At 58.5% G+C, this 26,999-nt stretch carries 24 protein-coding genes; 7 read left to right on the top strand and 17 right to left on the bottom strand.

Annotated elements, in window-relative coordinates; genetic code table 11:
- Nucleotides 1-289: 289 nt before the first annotated feature.
- On the bottom strand, nucleotides 290-1,045 hold the full coding sequence (locus tag GHN92_RS16260; RefSeq protein ID WP_095003021.1) for a tRNA-uridine aminocarboxypropyltransferase: 756 nt from the start codon (nucleotides 1,043-1,045) through the stop codon (nucleotides 290-292).
- 207 nt (nucleotides 1,046-1,252) lie between these two features.
- On the opposite strand from GHN92_RS16260, the gene GHN92_RS16265 reads away from it, so the two are divergent.
- Nucleotides 1,253-1,663: a PA3611 family quorum-sensing-regulated virulence factor gene (locus tag GHN92_RS16265; RefSeq protein ID WP_153380585.1), complete on the top strand. Its 411-nt coding sequence runs from the start codon at nucleotides 1,253-1,255 to the stop codon at nucleotides 1,661-1,663.
- Nucleotides 1,664-1,870: 207 nt separating this feature from the next.
- Nucleotides 1,871-2,986: a TIGR00730 family Rossman fold protein gene (locus tag GHN92_RS16270; RefSeq protein WP_095003019.1), complete on the top strand. Its 1,116-nt coding sequence runs from the start codon at nucleotides 1,871-1,873 to the stop codon at nucleotides 2,984-2,986.
- 167 nt (nucleotides 2,987-3,153) lie between these two features.
- On the opposite strand, the gene recX is transcribed toward GHN92_RS16270, so the two are convergent.
- The 5 genes from recX to GHN92_RS16295 all read right to left on the bottom strand — a co-directional run bounded on the left by recX (nucleotide 3,154) and on the right by GHN92_RS16295 (nucleotide 6,723).
- Nucleotides 3,154-3,621 (bottom strand): recombination regulator RecX, encoded by a 468-nt coding sequence (recX, locus tag GHN92_RS16275; protein WP_095003018.1) that lies wholly within the window; start codon nucleotides 3,619-3,621, stop codon nucleotides 3,154-3,156.
- An 8-nt stretch (nucleotides 3,622-3,629) separates the two neighbouring features.
- The gene (gene recA, locus GHN92_RS16280) at nucleotides 3,630-4,736 is read right to left on the bottom strand and encodes a recombinase RecA (RefSeq protein WP_016779767.1); all 1,107 of its coding nucleotides are present in this window, start codon (nucleotides 4,734-4,736) and stop codon (nucleotides 3,630-3,632) included.
- Nucleotides 4,737-4,819: 83 nt separating this feature from the next.
- On the bottom strand, nucleotides 4,820-5,350 hold the full coding sequence (locus GHN92_RS16285) for a CinA family protein (protein ID WP_153380587.1): 531 nt from the start codon (nucleotides 5,348-5,350) through the stop codon (nucleotides 4,820-4,822).
- Nucleotides 5,351-5,372: 22 nt separating this feature from the next.
- On the bottom strand, nucleotides 5,373-5,717 hold the full coding sequence (locus GHN92_RS16290) for a phage holin family protein (protein WP_095003016.1): 345 nt from the start codon (nucleotides 5,715-5,717) through the stop codon (nucleotides 5,373-5,375).
- A 280-nt stretch (nucleotides 5,718-5,997) separates the two neighbouring features.
- Nucleotides 5,998-6,723, bottom strand: coding sequence for an XRE family transcriptional regulator (locus tag GHN92_RS16295; protein WP_095019810.1), 726 nt, complete (start codon nucleotides 6,721-6,723; stop codon nucleotides 5,998-6,000).
- Between the two features lie 188 nt (nucleotides 6,724-6,911).
- Between GHN92_RS16295 and mutS the strand changes: the two genes are divergently transcribed.
- Nucleotides 6,912-9,491, top strand: a complete 2,580-nt coding sequence (gene mutS / locus GHN92_RS16300) for a DNA mismatch repair protein MutS (protein ID WP_095003014.1) — start codon at nucleotides 6,912-6,914, stop codon at nucleotides 9,489-9,491.
- 129 nt (nucleotides 9,492-9,620) lie between these two features.
- The gene (fdxA, locus tag GHN92_RS16305) at nucleotides 9,621-9,944 is read left to right on the top strand and encodes a ferredoxin FdxA (protein ID WP_016779762.1); all 324 of its coding nucleotides are present in this window, start codon (nucleotides 9,621-9,623) and stop codon (nucleotides 9,942-9,944) included.
- 135 nt (nucleotides 9,945-10,079) lie between these two features.
- Here the strand turns inward: fdxA and GHN92_RS16310 are convergent, their stop codons facing one another.
- The 3 genes from GHN92_RS16310 to GHN92_RS16320 all read right to left on the bottom strand — a co-directional run bounded on the left by GHN92_RS16310 (nucleotide 10,080) and on the right by GHN92_RS16320 (nucleotide 12,460).
- Complete coding sequence (locus GHN92_RS16310; protein WP_095019809.1) at nucleotides 10,080-10,709, bottom strand: CoA transferase subunit B; 630 nt, start codon at nucleotides 10,707-10,709, stop codon at nucleotides 10,080-10,082.
- Between the two features lie 2 nt (nucleotides 10,710-10,711).
- Nucleotides 10,712-11,410, bottom strand: coding sequence for a CoA transferase subunit A (locus GHN92_RS16315; protein WP_095020417.1), 699 nt, complete (start codon nucleotides 11,408-11,410; stop codon nucleotides 10,712-10,714).
- 393 nt (nucleotides 11,411-11,803) lie between these two features.
- Entirely contained in the window at nucleotides 11,804-12,460 is a 657-nt protein-coding gene (locus GHN92_RS16320) for a TetR family transcriptional regulator (protein ID WP_095003031.1), read from the bottom strand.
- A gap of 265 nt (nucleotides 12,461-12,725) precedes the next feature.
- Here GHN92_RS16320 and GHN92_RS16325 point away from each other — a divergent pair, with 265 nt between their 5' ends.
- Genes GHN92_RS16325 through GHN92_RS16335 form a run of 3 tightly spaced genes read left to right on the top strand, consistent with a single transcriptional unit; the run spans nucleotide 12,726 to nucleotide 18,490 of the window.
- Nucleotides 12,726-13,877, top strand: coding sequence for an efflux RND transporter periplasmic adaptor subunit (locus tag GHN92_RS16325; RefSeq protein WP_095003011.1), 1,152 nt, complete (start codon nucleotides 12,726-12,728; stop codon nucleotides 13,875-13,877).
- 3 nt (nucleotides 13,878-13,880) lie between these two features.
- Nucleotides 13,881-17,042, top strand: coding sequence for an efflux RND transporter permease subunit (locus tag GHN92_RS16330; protein ID WP_095003010.1), 3,162 nt, complete (start codon nucleotides 13,881-13,883; stop codon nucleotides 17,040-17,042).
- On the top strand, nucleotides 17,039-18,490 hold the full coding sequence (locus GHN92_RS16335) for an AdeC/AdeK/OprM family multidrug efflux complex outer membrane factor (RefSeq protein WP_153380589.1): 1,452 nt from the start codon (nucleotides 17,039-17,041) through the stop codon (nucleotides 18,488-18,490). The genes GHN92_RS16330 and GHN92_RS16335 overlap by 4 nt, the downstream gene beginning before the upstream one ends.
- A gap of 82 nt (nucleotides 18,491-18,572) precedes the next feature.
- On the opposite strand, the gene pcaC is transcribed toward GHN92_RS16335, so the two are convergent.
- The 8 genes from pcaC to GHN92_RS16375 all read right to left on the bottom strand — a co-directional run bounded on the left by pcaC (nucleotide 18,573) and on the right by GHN92_RS16375 (nucleotide 26,944).
- Nucleotides 18,573-18,965, bottom strand: coding sequence for a 4-carboxymuconolactone decarboxylase (gene pcaC / locus GHN92_RS16340; protein ID WP_095003009.1), 393 nt, complete (start codon nucleotides 18,963-18,965; stop codon nucleotides 18,573-18,575).
- Nucleotides 18,966-18,975: 10 nt separating this feature from the next.
- Nucleotides 18,976-19,767: a 3-oxoadipate enol-lactonase gene (gene pcaD, locus GHN92_RS16345; RefSeq protein WP_133144845.1), complete on the bottom strand. Its 792-nt coding sequence runs from the start codon at nucleotides 19,765-19,767 to the stop codon at nucleotides 18,976-18,978.
- Between the two features lie 11 nt (nucleotides 19,768-19,778).
- Entirely contained in the window at nucleotides 19,779-21,131 is a 1,353-nt protein-coding gene (locus GHN92_RS16350; RefSeq protein ID WP_153380591.1) for a 3-carboxy-cis,cis-muconate cycloisomerase, read from the bottom strand.
- 44 nt (nucleotides 21,132-21,175) lie between these two features.
- Nucleotides 21,176-22,468: an MFS family transporter gene (locus tag GHN92_RS16355; protein ID WP_153380593.1), complete on the bottom strand. Its 1,293-nt coding sequence runs from the start codon at nucleotides 22,466-22,468 to the stop codon at nucleotides 21,176-21,178.
- 134 nt (nucleotides 22,469-22,602) lie between these two features.
- Nucleotides 22,603-23,808, bottom strand: coding sequence for a 3-oxoadipyl-CoA thiolase (gene pcaF / locus GHN92_RS16360; RefSeq protein ID WP_169916871.1), 1,206 nt, complete (start codon nucleotides 23,806-23,808; stop codon nucleotides 22,603-22,605).
- Complete coding sequence (locus tag GHN92_RS16365; protein WP_169916892.1) at nucleotides 23,805-24,587, bottom strand: CoA-transferase subunit beta; 783 nt, start codon at nucleotides 24,585-24,587, stop codon at nucleotides 23,805-23,807. The genes pcaF and GHN92_RS16365 overlap by 4 nt, the downstream gene beginning before the upstream one ends.
- Nucleotides 24,584-25,441 carry a CoA transferase subunit A gene (locus tag GHN92_RS16370; protein WP_088379144.1) on the bottom strand — a complete coding sequence of 286 codons (858 nt, stop codon included), beginning with the start codon at nucleotides 25,439-25,441 and terminating at the stop codon, nucleotides 24,584-24,586. Before GHN92_RS16370 ends, GHN92_RS16365 begins: the two co-directional genes overlap by 4 nt.
- A 156-nt stretch (nucleotides 25,442-25,597) precedes the next feature.
- Nucleotides 25,598-26,944, bottom strand: coding sequence for an MFS transporter (locus GHN92_RS16375; RefSeq protein WP_095003004.1), 1,347 nt, complete (start codon nucleotides 26,942-26,944; stop codon nucleotides 25,598-25,600).
- Nucleotides 26,945-26,999: the final 55 nt, after the last annotated feature.

Genomic DNA, 26,999 nt, shown 5'->3' on the forward strand with positions numbered 1-26,999 from the left:
CGTTTTTCAGGCGAGCACTGATCAATTCCAGCACTCGCTAAGGCAACTCGAGCAAAAGCTCAAAGACTGTGCGTCAAAGGGCGCGATTTACGCGAAACGTCGGCAAATATAAGTGTTTTGACAGCTGCGATAGCCGAATCGGCGCCAAGCATGCCCAGCGAAACAAGGGTGGTCAAGCTGAAAACCTGACACCCGGGTCCACGTAGAACCCCTTAGAGCGCCATCATCGAAAAACCCGCCATGCTGCGCGCTTACATCTGTTGGAAAATTGTAGCGCTACTTCTTTAGTCTATTGAGCCCGATTCTGGGGAAGGTCTTTTACAAAAACGCCCAGTTCCTGGTGCGCTGCGCTGGACTCATTGATCGGCAACTGGTTCTTGGCATCCAGATAATGCTGACTGAAGACATCGAAGTAGGCATCCAGCGCACTTGAGGCCTGGGAGTCACCGGCAAGTTCAAGACACAGGCTGGCAACTTCCGCGGTACACAGATGCTCGCTGCGGGTAGAGCGGCGCAAGCGGTAACGCGAAAGCCGCTCAGGCAGCAGGCTCAAAATCGGCAAGGTGTCGAAGTACGGGCTTTTGCGGAAAATCTTGCGTGCTTCGGTCCAGGTGGCATCCAGCAGAATAAACAACGGACGCTTGCTGCTGTCCAGATCCACCGTGTGCGTTACCCGCTCAGGCGCGACGTACTCGCCGGGAAACACCAGATACGGCTGCCATTGTGGATCGGCCAGCAACGCCAGCAAGGCTTCGTCGGTTTCAGTGCGTGACCAGATAAAGGCAAAATTGTCTTTGACCACATCTGCGATCAACCAGCCGGTATTGCTGGGCTTGAACACTTCCTTTTTAGTCATGACCAGACACACCCCCGAACGTGTCTCGACCCGGGGTCGCCAGCTGCACAGGCAGTGGCTTTCGATCACACGGCAGGTATGGCAACGCGGAGCCCGCGAGCCGCGGGCCAGGTAGGGCTTGGTGCTCTCCTCTTCACGCTCGTCTCGTAAACGGGCTACAGCATTCGGGGAAAAGGTCGTCAGGGTCATGATTTTTACTTTAAAGGCGCCAAGCGTCCATTCGCCAGAATTGGCGCATAAACGGATTCACAATAGAAAGGAGCCAAGTTTACCAGAGGCGCGATTCCATGACCTTTGGCATTTCCTGCATGGCTATGCTGACCTATACTCCCGCGCCACTGAACGCACAGATATATGGCCTGTCCAAGTCTGCGTCACTGAAATCAGGAGAGATTCATGCTGCGCCATATCATTCCGACCGTCGCTCTAATGCTTGCACTGCCTCTGGCCGCACACGCAGCCTCTCTCAAGGATTTTGAGCTGAACAAAACCTTGCTCAAGGTTGCAGAGAAAAGTAATGAAGGCAAACCGCGAGCAATCAATGCAGACCTGCTGGATAAAGGCTTTACGGTAGACGGCGCTGTGCTGATCAACAACCTGGAAGCCAGCCCGACACTGGCCGCCCAGATGCGCTCCAACCCAGAAGAGACCGTGCCGCAACTGGGTCGCAGCGTGTGCAGCAATGCAGGTTTCCGTACCCTGATGGCTCAAGGCGCCACGCTGCGCTACAGCTTCAGGGAGTACAAAACCAACAGCCCGGTCCTGATCCAGGATTTCCGCGCTGAAAACTGTCAGCGCAAAAAGTAAATCCCCCGCCACGCCGTACCCCGTACGGCGTATGACCCCGCTCTGCAGCCCTGCCTCCTTCCGCTAAACTTCATGTATGTCAGGCAATTAGCTATTGCCAGTCAAGACATCTCAGGACCATCATCGAAGCATCATTGTGACACTCAGTGTCTCAGCGCCTGCTCAGGTTGCGGCGTTTTCAAGGATGTTGCGTAGAAGGAGAAATACATGCCTGATCAATCCAATGACTCCCTGACGCTGTTTTTCCAGGAGCAGGGTCTTGAGCTTGCACAAGAAGTGGACGAGCAACTGCAGCGGGTTGCACCCGACAGCCCTAACCGGGCGCTTTACCGCGAGATGCTGCTGACCGTATTACGCATGGCCCATGACGACCTTGATCGCTGGAATGCCAAGATCACCCTGCAAGCCATTCGCGAACTGGAAAAAACCTTTCGCACCCTGGAGCAGTTCAAGGGCCGTCGCAAAGTCACGGTCTTCGGCTCGGCCAGAACCCCGGTAGAACACCCGCTCTATGCCCTGGCACGGGAAATGGGCAGCGTGCTGGCCAAGTCCGACATGATGGTCATTACCGGCGGCGGCGCTGGCATCATGGCTGCCGCCCATGAAGGTGCAGGCCTGGCTCACAGTTTGGGGTTCAATATCACCCTGCCGTTCGAGCAACGGGCCAACCCCACCATCAATGGCACGCCCAATGTTCTGGCGTTTCACTTTTTCTTTACCCGCAAACTGTTTTTCACCAAGGAAGCAGATGCTCTGGTGATGTGCCCGGGCGGTTTTGGCACGCTGGATGAAGTGCTGGAAGTAGTGACCCTGATGCAAACGGGCAAAACCCCGTTGGTGCCGGTAGTTTTACTGGATGTGCCGGGGGGCAAGTTCTGGCAGGGGGCGCTGGACTTTATTCACAACCAGCTGGAAGCCAACCAGTACATCCTGCCCAACGATTTGAAGTTGATGCGCCTGGTGCATAGCGCCGAAGAGGCCCTTGCTGAAATCAACCAGTTCTACAGCAACTTCCATTCAAGCCGCTGGTTGAACAAAACTTTTGTGATCCGCATGAAGCGGCCGGTCAGTGTGCAGGCACTCAAGGAGATACAGCAGGCGTTTGCCGATATCTGCCTGAGTGATGGCTTCCATCAAGAGCAATACTGCCACTTTGAACATGACGACCCAAAACTCAACCACCTGACCTGCCTGGGCTTTGCGTTTAGCGGGCGCAATCAGGGACGGCTGCGCGAACTGGTCGACTTTATCAACCTGCCGCAAAACTGGGCTGCAACTGATAATGCGCCTACGGCGCAGATGCACGAGTCGCTGGCTGATTAAGCCGGAATTGGTAAGTGGGCTGGTATTGTGGGAGCGGGCTTGCTCGCGATGCAGGCAGCACGATCTGGCAGGCAAACCGCATTGCTGCCTTCGCAGGCAAGCCTGCTCCCACAGGTTTTGTGGCGCCCACTGAATCCGAACCTTACAGGGTACGAGCGCAAACAGCGTCAGTCATCAAACTCCCGGCCGCTTAACAGGCGGCCGATCATTTCAAGCGGGTAACCGCGGTAGCTCAAAAAGCGCCCCTGGCGGGCACGCTCTTTTGCATCAGCAGGCAACTGACCGGAAAACTTGCGGCGCCAGGTCTCTTCCAGTCGCTCTTGCCAGTCGAAACCGCATTCTCGCAACGCCTCCTCTATATCTCCACGCACCAGCCCACGCTGGCCAAGCTCTTCACGAATTCGCAAAGGGCCATAACCGGAACCGGCACGGTAGTTAATATAGCTTTCAAGGTAACGAGACTCGGACAACAGCCCCTCTTCCGTCAAACGGTCAAGGGCAGCGTCGATCATGTCGGGGCAAGCGCCGCGCTGACGCAACTTGCGCGTCAGCTCGACTCGACCGTGCTCGCGTCGCGCGAGCAGGTCCATTGCAGTCCGTCGCACCGCGACGGGGGTATCCAGGACGGCAATCATGGCAGTGATCAGTTATCGCCGTCGGTGGCGTTTTCCATTTCTTCGGCTTCAGCCAGCGCTGCAGCTTCTTTGGCAGCCTTGCTCATTTTTGGCATGACTTTCAGCTCTGCCAGTTCGGCATCGGTTTTTGGCCCGAGCAACTTCTCACGCAGCTGCTTCTCCAGCGCATCCTTGATGTCCGGGTTATCGTCCAGGAACTTGGCGGAGTTGGCCTTGCCCTGACCGATTTTGCTGCCGTTGTAGCTGTACCAGGCGCCAGCTTTTTCAACAAAGCCATGCAGTACGCCCAGGTCAATCATTTCACCGTTCAGGTAGATACCCTTGCCGTACAGGATCTGGAATTCAGCCTGACGGAACGGTGGTGCCACCTTGTTCTTGACCACTTTCACGCGGGTTTCGCTACCCACCACCACATCGCCTTCTTTTACGGCGCCGGTACGGCGGATATCCAGACGTACCGAAGCGTAGAACTTCAGTGCGTTACCACCGGTGGTGGTTTCCGGGCTGCCGAACATCACGCCGATTTTCATGCGGATCTGGTTAATGAAGATAACCAGGCAGTTGGCGTTCTTGATGTTACCGGTGATTTTACGCAGCGCTTGCGACATCAGACGGGCTTGCAGGCCAACGTGGGTATCGCCCATGTCGCCTTCGATTTCAGCTTTTGGCGTCAGTGCAGCAACGGAGTCGATGATGATCACGTCAACCGCATTGGAACGCACCAGCATATCGGTGATTTCCAGTGCCTGTTCGCCGGTGTCAGGCTGTGAAACCAGCAGGTCATCAACGTTTACGCCCAGTTTGGCAGCGTATTCAGGGTCAAGGGCGTGCTCGGCATCGACGAAGGCGCAGGTAGCACCGGCCTTTTGCGCCTGGGCAATCACGGACAGGGTCAGTGTGGTTTTACCCGACGACTCAGGGCCGTAGATTTCAACAATACGGCCTTTTGGCAGACCGCCAATGCCCAGTGCGATGTCCAGACCCAGCGAGCCGGTGGAGATCGCCGGGACTGCCTGACGCTCCTGGTCGCCCATCAGCATCACGGCACCCTTGCCGAATTGACGTTCGATCTGACCCAGGGCCGCAGCCAAGGCTTTCTTCTTGTTGTCGTCCATTAAAGTCCTCTCGTAATCAATAAGGCCCGACGGCCGATAACTGTATAAGTAGCCAGTATTATTCCACAGGGTTAGAGGATCGCCTACCCCTGATTTTTTATTTCTCGTACCGTTCGGCGTATTAAACCTTCCAGAGCGGCAATCACGGTTTGCTGGCGCACCTCATCGCGATTGCCTGCAAAGTGCCTGCGCTCGCTGGATACCTCGTCGCCGGCGCCCCACGCCAGCCACACGGTGCCGACCGGCTTCTCGGGCGAACCGCCCCCCGGCCCGGCCACACCACTGACCGCCACGGCAAATCGCGCCCCGCTTTGGGCCTGCGCACCCTGCACCATCGCCTCGACCACCTCGCGGCTGACGGCCCCCACCCGGGTGAATAAAGGCTCGGGAACCTCCAGTTGCCGGGTCTTTTGCTGGTTGGAGTAGGTCACAAACCCTGCCTCAAACCACGCGGAGCTGCCGGCAATACGGGTGATGGCCTCGGCAATGCCGCCACCGGTGCAGGACTCGGCGGTTGTCACCTGGGCATTGAGAGCCTTTAACAGCAGCCCGAGTTCAGACGCAAGTTGAGATATTTGATCCACTGTCCTCTCCTGATGGCGGGTCTGCGCCATAACCTACACCAAAAAGCGCCTGTTACGGCTCGATCCGCGAGTCACCGGGCGCAGCGTCTACCCCGAGCCGCTTCGCGGCCCAGCGCTGGTACAGGCTGATTGCCGCATCTGCACCGGCCAGTGCGGTCAGGCAACCCAGGGCCCCTGCGGCCAGAATCGACATCCCGGCCGAGTACAGCAGCATAAAGGTCGAGACACCGCACACCACGCACGCGCCCGAACGCAACGCCAGGCGCCGCATCAGTGGCCATCCGCTGGTGCCGTCCTTGTCTGCCCGCCACATCTCGCCAAAAACGCCGCCTACCAAGGCAAGGAGGATGACCAGTAAAACCGGCATTTCCAGTAAGACTTGCGGTTCATTCATCATGTGATCACTCCTGTGTCCTTATTGATAAGCGCCAATTTCCGGTCTGGCTGAAACGTCATACCCCTGCCTGAGATCCATCGTTGGCCGCAATGGAATAAAGACTATGCATGTATGGATATACAGTCAATGCACCAGTGCATATATTTATTCGGACAATTTCAACAAGTCGGCCAAGACCTGCAAATACGGTGAGAATTGTCTGTTGGTTGGGTGAAAATACTGCTCGCGAAAGCTGATTCGCGAGCAGGCTCGCTCCCACAGGGTGTTCCAAGACTTATGGTTAGCGGGCGTACATGCCCCACCAGAACACATGACCAAGAATGACCAGTTGTTCATCCTCGAGATCGTTGTAGGCGTAGTCCTCATCCGGGAACTCGTCGCGATTGAAACTGCGCAAACGAATACCGCCCGCCAGGCGATACACCTGTTTCACCCGCAACTGGCCATTGTGATTGACCGCATACAGGTCGCCATCAACCACTTCGTCAAGGGTACGTTTGCCCGCATTGACTCCCACCGTTGCGCCATCGCGCAGGACTGGCAGCATGCTGTCGCCGCGTACGGTCACGCACTTGGCCTGATCGAACTCCACGCCGTTATGGCGCAGGCTGCGCTTGCCGAAACGCAACCTGGCGCGTTCGCTCTCCTCAATGGCAAAGCGCCCTGAGCCGGCGGCCAGTTCAACCTGACGCAAAAATGGAATGGACACTTCATCGTCCGCCACCGGGGTGTCGTCATCCCACAGGCAAATATCACGCAACTCTGGGTGACGTAGCTCGATTTCAGGCACCCGCACATCCTCCCGGCCGCGCAAGCGATCGGTGCTGATGTGGAAATACTCGGCGATTTTGGAGATATGCCTGTCGGAAGGATCGGCAATTTTGCCGCTCAATATTCGCGACAACGTAGGTTGCGGTACTCCCGTACTGCGGTGAAGCGCCATCGCGCTGATACCGTGCCGGGCCAGCAGCTCTTTAAGGACGGTTGAAACAGTTCGTTTTGACATGGCGGCAATAGTGCTGGCGGTGTTTATTGATGGCAAATGCTATTTCTTCTATTTATAGCAGCCAGTCAGCGCGCCCGGTGCGCACCTGTAGATGCAAGGGGCTGACATGTTAACCTTGCGCCCATTGCGAAAACCTCAGGCCACGGCCTGCCTTTCCCCCACTTCTGAACGAATCCGCCTAAGTCCTGATGAGTAAAAATACTTCCGACCTGTCCAGCCATACCCCGATGATGCAGCAGTACTGGCGCCTGAAGAACCAGCACCCTGACCAGCTGATGTTTTATCGCATGGGCGATTTCTACGAAATCTTCTACGAAGACGCGAAGAAAGCCGCCAAATTGCTGGACATCACCCTCACGGCACGTGGCCAGTCTGCCGGGCAGGCGATTCCGATGTGCGGGATCCCTTACCATGCGGCCGAAGGTTACCTGGCCAAGCTGGTCAAGCTGGGGGAGTCGGTAGTGATCTGCGAGCAGGTCGGCGACCCGGCCACCAGCAAAGGACCGGTCGAGCGTCAGGTCGTACGCATCATCACCCCGGGCACCGTCAGTGACGAGGCGCTGATGGATGAGCGCCGCGACAACCTGATTGCCGCGGTGCTGGGCGATGAGCGTCTGTTTGGCCTCGCCGTGCTGGATATCACCAGTGGCAACTTCTCGGTGCTGGAGATCAAGGGCTGGGAAAACCTGCTGGCAGAGCTTGAGCGCATCAACCCGGTTGAGCTGATGATCCCGGATGACTGGCCACAAGGCCTGCCAGCGGAAAAACGTCGTGGCGTTCGTCGCCGTGCGCCGTGGGACTTTGAGCGTGACTCGGCCCTGAAAAGCCTGTGCCAGCAGTTCTCAACCCAGGATCTAAAAGGCTTTGGCTGCGAAAACCTGACCCTGGCCATCGGCGCTGCAGGCTGCCTGCTCAGCTATGCCAAGGAAACCCAGCGCACGGCCCTGCCCCACTTGCGCAGCCTGCGCCATGAGCGCCTGGACGACACCGTGGTGCTCGATGGCGCCAGCCGCCGCAACCTGGAGCTGGACACCAACCTGGCCGGCGGTCGCGACAATACCCTGCAATCAGTGGTCGACCGTTGCCAGACCTCGATGGGCAGCCGCTTGCTGACCCGCTGGTTGAACCGTCCGTTGCGCGATTTGAGCGTGCTGCTGGCGCGCCAGTCTTCAATTACCTGCCTGCTCGATGGCTATCGCTTTGAAAAGCTGCAGCCACAGCTCAAGGAAATCGGTGACCTGGAGCGGATCCTGGCCCGTATCGGCCTGCGCAACGCGCGCCCCCGCGACCTGGCCCGCCTGCGTGATGCCTTGAACGCGCTGCCGGAACTGCAAGACGCCATGCTCGGCCTCGAAGCGCCGCACTTGCAGCAACTGGCCACGATCACCAGCACCTACCCCGAACTGGGCGCACTGCTGGAAAAAGCCATCAATGACAACCCACCCGCGGTGATCCGCGATGGCGGCGTGCTTAAAACCGGCTATGACGCCGAGCTGGACGAGTTGCAGGCACTGAGCGAAAACGCCGGCCAGTTCCTGATTGACCTGGAAGCCCGGGAAAAAGCCCGCACCGGCCTGTCCAACCTCAAGGTCGGTTACAACCGGGTCCACGGCTACTTTATCGAGCTGCCAAGCAAACAGGCCGAACAGGCTCCGGCCGATTACATCCGCCGCCAGACGCTCAAAGGCGCCGAACGCTTTATCACCCCGGAGCTGAAAGCCTTCGAAGACAAGGCCCTGTCGGCCAAGAGCCGTGCCCTGGCTCGTGAGAAAATGCTCTATGAGGCATTGCTCGAAGAGATGATCGGCCACCTCGCACCGCTGCAAGACACCGCCGCCGCCCTGGCCGAGCTGGATGTGCTGAGCAACCTGGCCGAGCGTGCGCTGAACCTGGACCTGAACTGCCCGCGCTTTGTTGAAGAGCCGTGCATGCGCATCAGCCAGGGTCGCCACCCAGTGGTCGAGCAAGTGCTGACTACGCCGTTTGTGGCCAACGACCTGGGGCTGGATGACAACACCCGCATGCTGGTGATTACCGGTCCTAACATGGGCGGTAAGTCGACTTATATGCGCCAGACTGCATTGATCGTATTGCTGGCCCATATCGGCAGTTTTGTGCCAGCAGCCAGTTGCGAGCTGTCGCTGGTTGACCGAATTTTTACCCGGATCGGTTCCAGTGATGACCTGGCAGGTGGCCGTTCGACCTTTATGGTCGAGATGAGCGAAACCGCCAATATTTTGCACAACGCCACCGAACGCAGCTTGGTGCTGATGGACGAAGTGGGTCGTGGCACCAGTACCTTTGACGGCCTGTCCCTGGCCTGGGCTGCAGCAGAACGTCTGGCCCAGTTGCGCGCCTACACCTTGTTTGCCACGCACTACTTCGAACTGACGGTACTGCCCGAAAGTGAACCGCTGGTCGCCAACGTGCATTTGAGCGCAACCGAGCACAATGAACGTATCGTGTTCCTGCACCATGTTCTTCCGGGCCCGGCCAGCCAGAGTTATGGCCTGGCCGTGGCGCAACTGGCGGGGGTACCGAGTGAAGTCATCAGCCGTGCCCGCGAGCATTTGAGCCGCCTGGAGACCACCAGCCTGCCCCATGAAGTGCCACTTGCGAAGCCTGGCAAAAAGCCTGCGCCACAACAAAGCGACCTGTTTGCCAGCCTGCCGCACCCGGTGCTGGATGACCTTTCCAGGGCCGATCTGGACAACATGACGCCACGTAAAGCGCTCGATTTGCTCTACACATTAAAGACACGCCTTTAAAAGCTGCTAGAATCGCGCGCGGTTCGGGATGCTACTGACCTTTTAGCCTGGTCTTTAGATATCACTCCCGAACCCGGCGAACCCGTTCTGGAAGGGCTTCGCTGCCGCCGCCTGAGGAGAGAATTAGAAATGACCTTCGTCGTCACCGACAACTGCATCAAGTGCAAGTACACCGACTGCGTAGAAGTCTGTCCGGTGGACTGCTTTTACGAAGGCCCGAACTTCCTGGTGATTCACCCGGATGAGTGCATTGACTGCGCGCTTTGTGAGCCTGAATGCCCTGCACAGGCGATCTTCTCTGAAGATGAAGTGCCTGCCGGCATGGAGAATTTCATTCAGTTGAACGTCGAGCTGGCTGAAATCTGGCCAAATATCACTGAACGCAAAGACCCTCTGCCGGACGCGGCCGAGTGGGATGGCAAACCAGGCAAGATCGTCGACCTGGAACGCTGATTCACGTTTAAGCAAAAAGCCCCTTTTGGGGCTTTTTGCGTATTTGACCCGGCGAAAACACTTTAAAACTGGAAGGCAGCCGTCTGCGTAGCAGCAGCCTCGTTTCTACGGCACTTGCTACCAGAGGCTTGGCTCCTAACCGTTGATTGCGCAGCCCGTGGCCTCTTGAAGCTGCTCGCGGGTGACTCCCGGCGCCAGTTCCACCAGCTTGAGTCCTTGCCCGGTCACATCCAGCACGGCCAGGTCGGTGATAATCCGGTCGACCACTGCCACGCCCGTCAGCGGCAGATCACACTGTTTAAGCAGTTTATGGGTGCCGCCCTTGGCCGTGTGCTCCATCAGCACGACAACGCGCTTGACCCCGGCTACCAGATCCATCGCCCCTCCCATGCCCTTGACCATCTTGCCGGGGATCATCCAGTTGGCCAGGTCGCCCTTCTCGGACACCTGCATCGCCCCCAGAATCGACAAGTTGATATGACCGCCACGAATCATCGCGAACGAATCGGCACTGTTGAAGAAGCTGCTTCCCGGCAAAGTCGTGATGGTTTGCTTGCCGGCGTTGATCAGGTCGGCATCGACTTCATCGTCAGTCGGAAACGGACCAATGCCCAGCAGGCCATTTTCGCTTTGCAACCACACATCCATACCTTCAGGAATGTAGTTCGCCACCAGGGTGGGCAAACCGATACCCAGGTTGACGTAGAAACCGTCCTGCAGTTCTTGGGCGGCACGATGCGCCATTTCTTCACGAGTCCAGGCCATGGTCAGGCGCTCCGCACAGTGCGATGTTCAATACGTTTTTCCGGCGCAGCGTTGAGCACCAGCCGTTGTACGTAAATCCCGGGCAAATGCACCTGATCGGGCTCGATCTCGCCAACCTCGACAATCTCTTCCACTTCCACCACACACACCTTGGCCGCCATGGCCGCCAAAGGGTTGAAGTTGCGTGCGGTTTTATTGAATAGCAGGTTGCCAGAGGTATCGGCCTTCCAGGCCTTGACCAGGGCTACATCGGCGCGCAGTGAACGCTCCATGACATACCACTCGCCATCGAACTCCCGGGTTTCCTTGCCTTCAGCTACCAGCGTGCCGTAGCCAGTCTTGGTAAAGAACGCCGGGATACCCGCCCCGCCCGCCCGCAGCTTTTCCGCAAGGGTGCCTTGCGGGGTGAACTCAAGCTCCAGCTCGCCCGCCAGGTACTGGCGTTCGAACTCTTTGTTCTCGCCAACATAGGAAGAAATCATTTTGCGAATCTGGCGCGTTTCCAGCAGTTGCCCCAGACCAAATCCGTCAACCCCGGCGTTATTGCTGATCACCGTCAGCTCGCGCTTGCCGGTATCGCGCAAAGCCGCGATCAGCGCTTCGGGGATACCGCACAAGCCAAAACCGCCTACAGCCAGGGTCATGCCGTCTTCGACCAGGCCTTGCAAAGCGGATTCAGCACTCGAGTAAATCTTGTTCACTTGTTATTCCTCGAATTGTCCACGACACACCACACCGTCGCAGTCTGTTTGCTTCAGTCGGGAGAGGAAAACAGCCTGGCAGTTGCCCGCTCCCCCGTTGCTGGCAGCTCTGGCCTGAGGCCAAAGCGTTGCTCAAGTGTAGGGGAAGCCAAGGCAGGAAGGGTTGATTGGAAAAAATAACCGAGAACAATGCCGCCGTTCAGTAATCCTTAATCCGCAATCGCTTAGGATTAATTACATCTGGCTGTGGGACGTTTAACTAAACGATAACAATTTAGCTACAAAATACTTAGCTCGCTAACTTTAAACCCGCGGGCCAGACGTATATAAATGCCATCTGCCATCAAATGGCCCAAAGGGCAAAATCTTCACTCGCCTTATTGCTTGAGCCTACTAGACTCCCTCTCGGATATTGCCGGAGTTTCTTAAAGCTGGGCTTGTGCGCAGCATGTCCAGCCCCGTATCGACCCAGGATTGCGCGTGTGTGTACAGGTCAAAGCTGTCGGGAACCAGCAGCCATTGTCCGAGTATTCCGTCGATATAGGCATGCAGGCAGATGGCAGCACGGCGAACATCCAGATTTTCAGGGAGCTGTTGACGATGAATGGCATTGCTCAGGGCCAGCTCGATCCTGCTGTTGCAATCGAGCATCGCCATCTGGCGTTGAGCCCGTAAATCACACATTTCGTCAGTGAATTCGCACTTATGGAACAAAATTTCATTGATACGCCGGGTTTTTGGGTCAATGGCAACCTGGCGAAACAAGTGAATCAGCAATTGGCGCATGCAGCCAAGCGGGTCGACTTCGTTCTCGCTTTCGCTTGCCCTGGCCATTTCATCCAGAGGCTCATTCAAGCTGTCGAGCATGGCTTGAACCAACTCGGCCTTGTTGCTGAAGTGCCAGTAAATGGCACCACGGGTGACACCCGCCAGTGTGGCGATATCAGCCAGCGTCGTGCGGGCAACCCCGCGCTCATAGAAGGCCTGTTCGGCCGCTTCGAGGATTTTGCTCCGGGTCTCAAGAGCTTCTTCTTTGGTACGACGCACCATGGCAATAAAAACCTCAATCAGAAGGATCCGGGCCTCTACGGTCACTTGCCCGGACCAACATCGGGTGGCGCTTGTTATGCCTTATCCCGGTCTACTACACGCATGAAAAATGGCGCTGTAAGGCTTGGCGAGACAGCGTCCCACTATTTACAAACAGACACGAATGTAAGTATATTACTTAGCAAGCTATTTATCCACCCGGAACAGCTTTCTTTACCCTTCCACTATTCTTGTGCGCTTTCGCGTGCCTGACCCGAGGATCTTCATGCAATTCAAGCCAGCTGTTACCGCTCTGGTTGCTGCCATCGCCCTTGCTTCGCTGCTCAGCGGATGCAAAAAGGAAGAGGCAGCACCTGCCCCGCAAATCCCTCAGGTCGGCGTTGTCACGCTGAAAACCCAGCCATTTACCTTGACCACCGATCTGCCTGGCCGCACCGCGTCATATCGTTCGGCAGAAGTACGCCCGCAGGTAAACGGCATCATCCTCAAGCGCTTCTTTAAAGAAGGCAGTGACGTCAAGATCGGCCAGCAGCTCTATCAAATCGATCCGGCGATCTATGAAAGCGCCGTACTCAGCGCCCGCGCCACCCTGCAATCGGCAAAATCACTGGCTCAGCGCTACAAGCAACTGGTCGCCGAGCAAGCCGTAAGCCGTCAGGAATACGACAACGCCGAAGCCGCCCGCCTGGAAGCAGAAGCCGCGCTGAACACCGCCCAGGTTAACCTGCGCTACACCAAGGTGCTGGCGCCGCTGACCGGCCGCATCGGTCGCTCGCTGTACACCGAAGGTGCACTGGTCACCAGTGGCCAGGCCAATGCATTGGCCGTGATCACCCAACTGGACCCGATCTATGTTGACGTGACCCAGTCCTCGGTAGAAATGCTCGAACTGCGCCGCGACCTGGCCAGTGGCCGTTTGAAGAAGGCCGGTGAAAACGCCGCCAAGGTCAAGCTGACCCTGCCTGACGGCAGCGAGTACGGCCAGGAAGGTCGCCTTGAGTTCGCCGAAGTCTCGGTTGATGAAACCACCGGTTCCGTCACCCTGCGCGCAGTGTTCCCGAACCCTGACGAAACCCTGTTGCCGGGCATGTTTGTCCACGCGCAGCTGGAAGCAGGCATCGACAGCAATGCGATCCTCGCTCCACAAATCGGCGTGACCCACAACCTCAAGGGCCAACCGACTGCGATGATCGTTGGACCGGACAACAAGGTTGAGCTGCGTGTACTGCAAGCTTCGCGCACCGTTGGCAGCAACTGGCTGGTTGAGAAAGGCCTGAACCCTGGCGACCGTCTGATTACTGATGGCCTGCAATTCATCAAGCCTGGCATTGAAGTCAAGATCATGGACAAGCCACAAGGCGAAACCCCGGCATCTGCCCCGGCAACAGAAAAAGCTGCAGGCAGTAAAGGGGAATAAACCATGTCGAAATTTTTTATCGACCGTCCGATTTTCGCCTGGGTTATAGCCCTGGTGATCATGCTGGTCGGGGCTCTATCGATCCTGAAGTTGCCGATCAACCAGTACCCGAGCATTGCACCACCGGCCATTTCGATCTCCGTGACCTACCCGGGCGCTTCGGCGCAAACCGTGCAGGACACCGTGGTTCAGGTGATCGAGCAACAGCTCAACGGTATCGACCACCTGCGCTATGTGTCATCGGAAAGTAACTCCGACGGCAGCATGAGCATCACCGCCACATTCGAGCAAGGCACTGACCCTGACACCGCACAGGTCCAGGTACAGAACAAGCTCAACCTGGCGACCCCCCTGCTACCGCAAGAGGTACAGCAGCAAGGTATCCGTGTAACCAAGGCAGTGAAAAACTTCCTGATGGTTATTGGTGTGGTGTCTGAAAACGGCAGCATGAACAAGGACGACCTGTCCAACTACATCGTTTCCAACATGCAGGACCCGATCTCCCGTACCGAAGGTGTGGGCGACTTCCAGGTGTTCGGCGCCCAGTACGCCATGCGTATCTGGCTCGACCCGGTCAAGCTGAACAAATACAACCTGACTCCGGTGGACGTTAAATCGGCCATCAGCGCACAGAACGTTCAGGTGTCCTCCGGGCAACTGGGCGGCCTGCCTGCCGTCAAGGGTCAGGAGCTGAACGCGACCATCATCGGCAAAACCCGTCTGCAAACGGCTGAAGAGTTCAAAAAGATCCTGCTCAAGGTCAACACCGACGGCTCCCAGGTACGCCTGAGCGATGTCGCAGATGTTGCCCTGGGTGGTGAGAACTACAGCGTCAGCGCACAATTCAACGGCAAACCGGCATCGGGTATCGCGATCAAGCTGGCCCCGGGCTCCAACGCTCTGGACACGGCAAAGGCATTGCGTGAAACCATCAACGGCCTGGAACCCTTCTTCCCGGAAGGTATGAAAGTCGTTTACCCGTACGACACCACGCCTGTGGTTTCGGCATCGATCGAAGGTGTGGTGCACACCCTGGTCGAAGCGGTTGTACTGGTGTTCCTGGTGATGTTCCTGTTCCTGCAAAACTTCCGCGCCACCATCATCACCACGATGACAGTACCGGTTGTACTGCTGGGTACCTTCGGGATCCTGGCCGCTGCAGGCTTCAGCATCAACACCCTGACCATGTTCGGTATGGTACTGGCCATCGGCTTGCTGGTGGACGATGCGATCGTGGTGGTTGAAAACGTTGAGCGGGTCATGTCCGAAGAAGGACTGCCGCCCAAGGAAGCCACCAAGAAATCCATGGAGCAGATCCAGGGTGCCCTGGTAGGTATTGCGCTGGTGTTGTCGGCGGTATTGCTGCCGATGGCCTTCTTCAGCGGCTCCACGGGTGTGATCTATCGCCAGTTCTCGATCACTATCGTTTCGGCGATGGGCCTGTCGGTACTGGTTGCCCTGATCTTCACCCCGGCGCTGTGCGCCACCATGCTCAAGCCAATCCAGAAGGGTGATCACGGCGAGAACAAGCGCGGTTTCTTCGGCTGGTTCAACCGGACCTTCGACAATGGCGTGAAACGCTATGAAAAAGGTGTCGGCAGCATTCTGCGGCACAAGGCTCCGTACCTGCTGGCTTATGTGCTGATTGTGGTTGGTATGGTGTTCCTGTTTACCCGTATCCCTACCTCCTTCCTCCCGGAAGAAGACCAGGGCGTACTGTTTGCACAGGTTCAAACACCGGCAGGCACCACTGCAGAGCGTACTCAGCAAGTGATCGACCGGATGCGCGAATACCTGCTGGCCGATGAGTCGGACGCTGTGTCTTCGGTGTTTACCGTAAACGGCTTCAACTTCGCCGGCCGTGGCCAGAGCTCCGGCCTGGCGTTCATCATGCTCAAGCCGTGGGGCGAGCGCGATTCGGACAACAGTGTATTTGCACTGGCTGCACGGGCACAGAAAGTGTTCTCCAGCTACCGCGATGCAATGGTGTTCGCCTTTGCCCCGCCTGCTGTAATGGAACTGGGTAACGCCACCGGTTTCGACGTATACCTGCAAGACCGCTCCGGCATTGGCCACGAGAAACTGATGGCTGCACGCAATCAGTTCCTGGGGATGGCGGCTCAGAGCAAGATCCTGGCGGGCGTACGTCCGAACGGTCTGAACGATGAACCGCAATACAAGCTGCTGATCGACGATGAGGCCGCTCGCGCCCTGGGCCTGAGCATTTCGGACATCAACAACACCCTGTCCATTGGTCTGGGTGCCAGTTATGTCAACGACTTCATCGACCACGGTCGAGTCAAAAAGGTATTCCTGCAAGGCGAAGCTGACTCGCGGATGAACCCCGAAGACCTGAAGAAATGGTACGTGCGTAACGATCAGGGAACCATGGTGCCGTTCTCGGCCTTCGCCAAGGGCGAGTGGATCTACGGCCCACCCAAGCTGTCGCGTTACAACGGCGTAGAAGCGATGGAAATTCTCGGCGCTCCGGCTCCGGGCTATACCAGCGGTCAAGCCATGGCTGAGGTCGAAGCCCTGGCCAAGAAGTTGCCAGCGGGTGTAGGTATTTCCTGGACGGGGCTGTCTTACGAGGAACGTCTGTCAGGTTCGCAAGCGCCTGCCCTGTACGCTATTTCCTTGCTGATGGTATTCCTGTGCCTTGCAGCACTGTACGAAAGCTGGTCGATCCCGATTGCGGTGATGCTGGTCGTACCCCTGGGGATCATTGGTGCGCTTATGGCCACCAGCCTGCGCGGGTTGTCCAACGACGTGTACTTCCAGGTGGGCTTGCTTACGACCATCGGTCTGGCCTCGAAAAACGCCATTCTGATCGTCGAGTTTGCCAAGGAACTGCATGAGCAGGGACGAAGCCTGGTGGATGCCGCGATCGAGGCGTGCCGCATGCGTCTGCGTCCGATCATCATGACCTCCCTGGCCTTCGTACTGGGTGTGGTTCCACTGGCCATCTCCACGGGCGCAGGCTCGGGCAGCCAGCACGCTATTGGTACCGGTGTTATCGGTGGCATGATCACCGCCACCGTACTGGCCGTGTTCTGGGTACCGCTGTTCTTTGTGGCCGTATCGTCCATTGGCGGCGGCAAGAATAAAGACACGGAAAAGAAAGTGGATCTGACTAAAACTCCAAACCAAGAGGCTGGCCAATGAGCAAGTCGCTTCTCGCAGTAGCTGTTGCAGCGTTTACGCTCGGCGGCTGCTCGCTGATCCCCGACTACCAGCGCCCTGAAGCGCCGGTAGCGGCGCAATACCCGCAAGGCCCGGCCTACTCGCCAACCGAGGCGGCCAGCAAGGCCGCTGCGGAACAGGGCTGGCGTCAGTTTTTCCATGACCCGGCGCTGCAGCAGCTGATCCAGACGGCTCTGGTCAACAACCGCGACCTGCGGGTCGCGGCGTTGAACATCGACGCCTATGCCGCGCAGTACCGCATCCAGCGCGCCGATCTGTTCCCGGCGGTTTCGGCCTCTGGCAGCGGTAGCCGTCAACGTACTCCGGCCAACATGTCGCAAACCGGCGAGTCGAGCATCACCAGCTCTTATTCGGCGACCCTTGGGATCAGTGCATACGAGCTGGACCTGTTCGGCCGGGTTCGCAGCCTGAGCGATCAGGCGTTGCAGAACTACTTTGCAACCGAAGAAGCCCGACGCAGCACCCAGATCAGTCTGGTAGCCAGCGTCGCCAATGCCTACCTGACCTGGCAGGCTGACAAAGAGCTGCTCAAGCTCACTGAAGACACCCTCAAGGCGTTCGATGAGAGCTACAAGCTCACTTTGCGCAGCAATGAAGTCGGTGTGGCCTCGGCCCTTGAAGTCAGCCAGTCGCGTACCTCGGTGGAAAACGCCAAGGTGCAGCTGGCCCGCTACACCCGTCAGGTGGCGCAAGATCAGAACAGCCTCGCGCTGTTGCTGGGCAGCACCATCCCGGACAACCTGCCGGCAGCCCAACCGCTGGCAGCCGACCTGTTGAGCGAAGTACCGGCTGGCCTGCCATCGGACTTACTGCAACGTCGTCCGGACATCCTTGAAGCCGAGCACAAGTTGCTGGCCGCCAACGCCAACATCGGCGCGGCGCGGGCAGCGTTTTTCCCGAGCATCAGCCTCACGGCCAATGCCGGGACCTTGAGCCCTGACCTGTCGGGGCTGTTCAAGGGCGGCTCGGGCACCTGGCTGTTCTCACCGCAAATCAACTTGCCGATCTTTAACGCAGGGGCTTTGCGCGCCAGCCTGGACTACGCAAAAATCCAGAAAGAGATCACCGTTTCCCAGTACGAGAAAACAATCCAGACCGCCTTCCAGGAAGTTTCTGACGGTCTGGCAGCGCGTCAAACCTACAACCAGCAGTTGCAGGCGCAAACCGACTTCGTCAACGCCAACCAGGATTACTACCGTTTGGCCGAGCGTCGTTATCGGATTGGCATCGACAGCAACCTGACCTTCCTCGATGCCCAGCGCTCGTTGTTCAGCGCGCAGCAATCGTTGATCACCGACCGTCTTTCGCAGCTGACCAGTGAAGTCACGCTGTACAAGGCGCTGGGTGGCGGCTGGTACGAACAGACCGGGCAAAACCGCCCTGTTTCGGATCAGCCACCCAAGGCTTGATGCGTATCGGTTAAACAACAAACCCGCCTTATGGCGGGTTTGTTGTTTCAGGTTAGGGATGCAGATTGATCTGTAGCCGCTGTTACTCCCGCGACTCAACCCCCAATTCATCCCACACCGATTCAGCCAGATGAAACGTCGCATTGGCCGCCGGAATCCCGCAATAGATAGCACTCTGCATGATCACTTCCTTGATCTCGGCCCGGGTCACGCCATTGTTGGCCGCAGCGCGCAGATGCAGTTTCAGCTCTTCATTGCGGTTCATGCCGATCAGCATCGCGATGGTAATCAGGCTACGGGTATGGCGCGCCAACCCCGGACGGGTCCAGATATCACCCCAGGCATGGCGGGTGATCATTTCCTGGAACTCACTGTTGAACTCGGTCAGGGCATTGAGGCTACGATCCACATGGGCATCACCCAGCACCGCACGGCGTACTTGCATGCCCTCGTCGTAACGTTGTTTCTCGTCCACAAAAAACTCCTTAGCTTGCCTGCAAAAATTGCAGCACGCGCTGGCTGAAAGCATCGCCCGCCTGCACGTTGGACAGGTGCGCGGCGTAAAACTCGGCGTACTGCGCGCCACGCACATGTTCCTGAATAAAGTGGCTGCCCGCAGGCGGCGTGACGGCATCTTCAGTGCCCGCGATCACCAGCATGGGCACTTCGATTGCGCCCAACTGATCGCGAAAATCTGCATCACGCACAGCAGCACAATTGGCGGCATAGCCCTGGGGCGAAGTGGCCGCCAGCATATCGGTGATGCGCTTGGCCTGCCCGGGATTGGCCTGGGCGAAGTCCGCGGTAAACCAGCGGGCAATGGAGGCATCACGCAACCCTGCCATTGCCGCCGCCCCCTCACGCAAAACCATCTCGATGCGCGGATTCCAGACCGCAGGCTCGCCAATTTTGGCAGCCGTGTTGCACACCACCAGCTTGTGCAGCCGCGAACCGGCATGGATCCCCAGCCACTGGCCAATCAGTCCACCCATCGACAACCCGCAAAAATGCGCGCGCTCGATATGCAGCGCATCCAGCAGCGCCAAAACATCTCCGCCCAGTTGTTCAATGCTATACGGTCCTTCGGTCATCAACGAGTGGCCATGACCCCGGGTGTCGTAGCGCAATACCTGGAAGTGCTCGGCGAACGCCGCAATCTGCGTGTCCCACATCCCCAGATCAGTGCCCAGGGAATTGGACAGCACCAGCACCGGTGCACCTTGCGGGCCGTCCAGGCGGTAGTTGAGTTCACCTTCAGCGAGTTGTACACGTCCCACGAGTTTCTCCTTTAGAGGACCAACGCAAAATGTTCAGCCCGCGCACGCTCGACCCACGTCGTCGCCTGACCAAGGTAATGGGCCGGATCGAGCAGGCGATCCAGTTCCTGCGCGCTGAGGTGCGCGGTGATTTGCGGCTCTTCGCCCAGCACCCCACGTAAATGGCGCTTTTCGGCCACCGCCCGCTTGCAACACTGCTCCAGCAGATGATGCGCGGTTTCGCGCCCTACCCGCTGCGCCAGCACAATGCTTACTGCTTCAGCCAGCACCAGCCCGTGGGTCAGATCGAGGTTGCGCGCCATGCGCTCACTGTCCACTTCCAGCCCACGGGCAATATTCAACGCCTGTACCAGCGCGCCGGACACCACGCAACAAATCTCGGGGAGGGTTTCCCATTCGGCATGCCATAAGCCCAGGCTGCGCTCGTGCTCCTGAGGCATGGCGCTGAACAAAATGCTCAGCAGGCCCGGCACCCGCGTTGCGGCACCGATCAATACCGCAGACCCAACCGGGTTGCGCTTGTGCGGCATGGTCGACGAGCCGCCCTTGCCCGGCGCCGACGGCTCGAATACTTCCGCGGCCTCGGTCTGCATCAGCAGGCTGATATCCCGACCGATTTTTCCCAGGCCACCGGCGATCAGGCCCAGAACTGCGGCAAATTCCACCAGACGATCACGCTGGGTATGCCAGGGTTGCTCAGGCAGACTCAGGCCCAGTTCATCAGCCAACGCCTGTGCCACCGGCATGGCCTGATCGCCAAGGGCGGCCAGGGTGCCGGAAGCACCGCCAAACTGCAGGCACAGTAAACGCGGTTTGAGCTCGTGCAGACGCTGGCGGCTACGGGTCACGGCCCCCAGCCAGCTGGCGATTTTCATGCCCAAGGTCACCGGAGTAGCCTGCTGCAGCCAGGTGCGCCCGGCCAAAGGCGTCGTGGCATAGCGCTGGGCCTGCGCGGCGAGCACATCCGCCAGCTGCGTCATGTCACGCTCGATCAAATCCAGAGCGGCGCGCAATTGCAGGACCAGACCGCTGTCCATCACATCCTGGCTGGTGGCGCCCAAATGCACATAACGCTCGGCTTCAGGTGCGCTGCTGGCAATCTGTTTGCCCAGCGCCTTGACCAGCGGGATCGCGGAGTTGCCGGCACTGGCGATCGCCAGGCCCAGCGCTTCGAAATCGTAGAGTTCTGCGCGACACGCCGCTGAAATCGGAGCAACCGCAGAGTGAGGAATCACCCCGACCCGGGCTTGTGCCCGGGCCAGCGCCGCTTCGACGTCGAGCATGGCCTGTACCCGGCCATGATCGCAAAACACTTGCCCCATGGCCTCGGCCGTAAAGTACGCATCGAACAGCTGATCACTCATAAAACTTCCTTGGAAGGCACGCGCCACTGGCGCGCGCGGCAACATCACAAATCGTGGTGCAGGTACTTGGGCTGTTTGGGCAGACGGAAGCTGAACAGGAACGCGATGGCCATCATCACCGTCACATACCAGTAGAAGCTGTTTTCCATGCCCATCGATTTAAGCCCCAGTGCCACGTACTCAGCCGAACCACCAAAGATCGCGTTGGCCACGGCATAGGCCAGGCCCACACCCAGCGCCCGCACCTGGGGCGGGAACATCTCGGCTTTGACCAGGCCGCTGATCGAGGTGTAGAAGCTGACAATCGCCAGCGCCAGGGTAATCAGGACAAAGGCCAGGAACGGACTGCTGATGGTTTTCAGGGTCAACAGGATCGGCACCGTACACAGCGTACCCAGCGCGCCAAACCAGAGCATGTTGTTACGCCGGCCGATCTTGTCCGCCAGCATGCCGAACAACGGCTGCATGCACATATAAAGGAACAGCGCCCCGGTCATGATGTAACTGGCGGTCTTGGCGTGCATACCGGCGGTGTTCGCCAGGTATTTCTGCATGTAGGTGGTAAAGGTGTAGAAAATCAGCGAGCCGCCTGCGGTGTAACCCAGCACGGTAATAAACGCCGCTTTGTGGTCGCGGAACAACGCCCTCACACTGCCTGCATCTTTGTCCTGGCGGGTTTCGGCGCTGGTGGTTTCTTTCAGGGTGCGACGCAGCAACAACGAAATCAGCGCCGCAATGGCACCGATCACAAAGGGGATGCGCCAGCCCCAGGCCCGCAGTTCGTCTTCTGGCAGAAACTGCTGAAGAATCACCACCACCAGCACCGCCAGCAGTTGCCCGCCGATCAGCGTTACATACTGGAAGGAAGCAAAGAAGCCGCGCTGGCCCTTGAGTGCCACTTCACTCATATAGGTCGCAGTGGTGCCGTATTCACCCCCTACCGACAGGCCCTGAAACAGCCGCGCCATCAGCAACAAGGCTGGGGCCCAGGCGCCGATCGAGGCGTAGGTCGGCAAAAAGGCAATCACCAGTGAGCCGGCGCACATCATCAGCACCGAGATCATCATGGAATTCTTTCGCCCGTGCTTGTCAGCCACCCGGCCAAACAGCCAGCCACCTATGGGGCGCATCAAAAAACCCGCCGCAAACACACCGGCCGTGTTCAGCAACTGCACCGTAGGGTCTTCGGAGGGGAAGAAAGCGGGAGCGAAGTAGATCGCACAGAAGGCGTAAACGTAAAAGTCGAACCATTCGACCAGGTTGCCGGAGGATGCACCGACAATCGCAAAAATCCTTTTTTTGCGCTCCTCTCCTGTGTAGTGAGTTGCTGTTGTCATCTTTATTTACTCATCAGGTTTTAGTTGCAATCAGACACACATTGCAACATCTCGCGCCATCACCGCAATAAGCCGAACGACTGAGGCCGTGGGAGCGAGCGGGCTCGCTCCCACAGAGGCAGTATTGAGCGCTATCAGACCCGTTCAATAGCCAATGCCAGACCCTGCCCAACGCCCACGCACATGGTCGCCAGGCCTTTCTTGCCACCGGTTTTTTCCAGCTGATGCAAGGCGGTCATGACGATGCGAGCACCGCTCATGCCCAGGGGGTGACCCAGGGCAATTGCCCCGCCATTGGGGTTTACCTGCGGCGCATCGTCAGCCAGGCCCAGCTCGCGTAAAACGGCCAGGCCCTGGCTGGCGAAGGCTTCGTTGAGTTCGATCACGTCAAAATCACTCACCGCCAACCCCAGGCGCTCCACCAGTTTACGCACCGCCGGCACCGGGCCAATGCCCATTACACGGGGCGCAACACCGGCGCTGGCCATGCCCAGAACCCGACCGCGAGCGGTCAGGCCATGGCGTTTGACCGCCTCGGCCGATGCCAGGATCATCGCCGCGGCGCCATCGTTGACCCCCGAGGCATTGCCCGCAGTGACGGTCTTGTCCGGGCCGTTGACCGGCTTGAGTTTGCCCAGGGTTTCCAGGCTGGTATCGGCACGCGGATGCTCGTCGTGCTCAACCACCGTCTCACCTTTTTTATGGGCAATACGCACCGGCACGATTTCTTCGGCAAAGTAGCCTGCGGCCTGGGCAGCAGCAGTCCGTTGCTGGCTGCGCAGGGCGAAAGCGTCCTGATCGGCACGGGAAATCTTGTACTCGTCGGCCACGTTGTCCGCCGTCTGTGGCATCGGGTCGACACCGTATTGGGCTTTCATCAGCGGGTTGATAAAGCGCCAGCCAATGGTGGTGTCCTCCAGTTTCATGTTGCGCGAGAACGCGGCATCGGCCTTGCCCATCACAAACGGCGCCCGCGACATGGACTCGACGCCCCCGGCAATCGCCAGCTCCATCTCGCCGCTGGCAATGGCGCGGAACGCCGTGCCGATGGCATCCATACCCGAGGCACACAGGCGGTTGAGGGTCACGCCTGGAATGCTGTCCGACAGCCCGGCCAGCAACGCGGCCATGCGCGCCACGTTGCGGTTGTCTTCACCGGCCTGGTTGGCGCAGCCGAAAAAAACTTCGTCGACTTCGTTCCAGTTCACATTCGGGTTGCGTTCGATCAGCGCCTTGATCGGCGCTGCCGCCAGATCATCGGCGCGCATGCCTGCCAGGCCACCGCCAAAACGGCCGATAGGGGTACGAATCGCGTCACAGATAAAGACTTCGCGCATCATGCTTCTCCCGGAGCCTGACCGTGGGCCAGTGCGGTGCGCGCTTCCAGGTCACGCAAGGCGCTGAGTTCGACGTCGGTCGGGGCCGCTGTTTGCGCCACATTATCGGCAAAGCGAATGGCCCAGCCGGTGGCAGCAATGACTTGCTCGCGGGTCACGCCCGGATGCAGGGCAGTGACTACAAATTCGTTGGTCTGTTCTTCAGGTTCCATGGTGCACAGATCGGTAATGATGCCCACCGGCCCGGCACCCGGAAGGCCCAGACGCTTGCGCGAGTCGCCGCCTTCACCGTGGCCCACCGAGGTGATGAAGTCCAGTTTGTCGACAAAAGAGCGGGCCGACTGCTTGAGGATGATCAGCACGCTTTTCGCCGAACCGGCGATTTCCGGCGCGCCACCGGCACCTGGCAGGCGCACTTTTGGCTGGTGGTAGTCACCGACCACTGTGGTGTTGATATTGCCGAAACGGTCGACCTGGGCTGCGCCCAAAAAGCCGACATCGACCCGACCGCCCTGCAGCCAGTAACGGAAGATTTCACTGGTGGAGACTACGGTGTCAGCCGTTTCGGCCAGTTCACCGTCACCAATCGACAGCGGCAACACATCAGGCTTGGCCCCAATCGGGCCGGACTCGTAGATCAGCACCACATCCGGAGACGAGGTCAGACGCGCCAGGTTAGCCGCCTTGGAAGGCAAGCCAATGCCGACAAAACACACCGAACCGTTTTTCAAACGGCGGGCCGCCGCAACGGTCATCATTTCATTGGTGGTGTAGGTCATTATTTAGCCTCCGAAGCGCGGGCCAGCTTGGCCTGGAACTCACTGAAATTCGCAGTGCCGTGGATGTATTCATTGATCCAGGCAGTAAAGGTCTCACGGTCGCGGGCAATCGGGTCCCACGCTTGATAGAAACGGTTATCGCGCTCGGTATAACCATGAGCGTAGGAAGGGTGCGCCCCACCCGGCACATGACACACTGCGCTCAAGGCCCAGGTTGGCAGGACGCAGGCATTCATTGGCGCTTGCAGGTCGTCGACGATTTCTTCAACGGTGACGATGCAGCGCTTGGCCGCCAGGGCCGCTTCTTTCTGCACCCCCAGGATGCCCCACAGCAGCACGTTGCCCTTGCGGTCGGCCTTTTGCGCGTGAATCACCGTGACATCCGGGCGCACCGCCGGTACTGCGGCCAGTACTTCGCCAGTAAACGGGCAAGTGACGGTCTTGATCAGCGGGTTGACCTTGGGTAAATCAGACCCTGCGTATGCACGCAGCACCGCAAATGGCAGGCCCGAGGCACCCGCAACGTAGGCATTGGCCAGGTCGGCGTGGCTGTGCTCTTCGATTTCCAGCGGCTGTGGCCACTGTTTCTCGACGGCATCGCGCAAACGGTGCAGGGAACCAACGCCAGGGTTGCCACCCCAGGAAAAGATCAACTTTCGTGCACAACCGGCACCGATCAACTGGTCGTACACCAGATCAGGCGTCATCCGCACCAGAGTCAGGTCTTTCTTGCCCTGACGGATGATTTCATGACCCGCTGCAGTCGGGATCAGGTGGGTGAAACCTTCAAGGGCAACGGTGTCACCATCGCTCACAAATTGTTTCACCGCGTCGTGTAACGAAATGATGTCTGCCATCTGGGGTAGCTCCCGTTTTTTGTAGGCCACTGCGGTTGAAGAAGGTGCGCCAGGGCGACACCGGATGCTCAGCAGATTAAGCCGCGGCTTTGGCCCAAACAATCCGATAATCGACTATGTGTTCGCTAATCGAACACATAGTTAGTTGGCTGCCTATCAGGTTGCATCAGCGTGGCTGACCATGCCTTTGATAAGCACTGCCGTGGTTGCCAGGGCAGCCGGAATCACCAGCGCGGTCAGCACCTGCTCGAAGTTCCAGCCCAGACCCAGCAGGGTCGCGCCCATCCACGCCCCCAGAATGGCGCCGAAGCGGCCGATGCCGAGCATCCATGACACACCGGTGGCCCGCCCCTGGGTCGGATAAAAACGTGCGGCCAGCGACGGCATCGCCGATTGCGCACCGTTGACGCACATACCGGCCACCAGCACCAGAGTTGCCAGCACGGTGATATTGCCCAGGCTCTGACCAACCGCGTAGGCAAACACCCCGGCCAGCAGGTAGAAAATGCCGATCACTTTGTGCGGGTTGAACCGGTCCATCGCCCAACCCACCCCCACTGCACTCAACACTCCGCCGAACTGGAACAGAGCGCCAATAAATGCCGCCTGTTCCATGCTTGCGCCGCTGTCACGCATCAGCGTCGGCAGCCAACTGGTCAACAGATAAACGATCACCAGCCCCATAAAGTAGGTGAGCCACAGCAACAGGGTGCCGGTGCTGTAAGTACCGGAAAAGATCACTGCAAAGACGTTGCGCGCCTTGACGGTATTCTGCTCCGGCACGCTGAAGCTTGACGCCTGGGCCACCTGGGCAGGGTCGATCGGGGCAAGGGTCTTGCGAATACGCTCAACACTGCGGTTGCGCACCACCAGGTAGCGCGCCGACTCCGGTAACCAGAACAGCAATACCACGGCAAGAATCAGCGGCAGCACGCCGCCAATCAACAACAGGCTGTGCCAGCCATACATCGGGATCAACTTGGCAGAGACAAACCCGCCGCCCGCCATGCCAAGGTTAAAGCCGCAAAACATGCTGGTTACCAGCAAAGACTTGTGGCGTTCGGGGGTGTATTCCGAAAGCAAGGTAGTGGCATTAGGCATGCCGGCCCCCAGGCCAAGCCCGGTTAAAAAGCGCAGTACCAGCAGTTGGTCAACGTTGCTGGCGTAGGCCGAGGCCAGACTGAAGCCACCAAACACCAGCACCGCCGACACCAGCACCACCTTGCGGCCAAAGCGGTCCGCCAAGGGTCCAGAGCCCAGGGCACCAAACACCATACCGATCAGCGCGGCGCTCATCACGGGACCAAGGCTGGCGCGGTCAATCCCCCAGTCCTGGGACAGGGCAGGCGCAATAAAGCCCATGGCCGCTGTGTCCAGGCCATCCAGGAAGACAATCAGAAAACACAGGATCACCACGCGCCACTGGTAGCGCGACAGGGGTTGGGCGTTGATAAAGGACTGCACATCGAGGCAGTTGCCGACAGAAGACTGGGGTGAATTCATTATTTTTATACCGGTCAAAAACCAGGGCGAACGAAAACCGGCCAGGGGCCAGCGG

The organism is Pseudomonas sp. FSL R10-2964 (assembly GCF_009600035.1).
Taxonomy (GTDB): Bacteria; Pseudomonadota; Gammaproteobacteria; order Pseudomonadales; family Pseudomonadaceae; genus Aquipseudomonas; species Aquipseudomonas bubulae.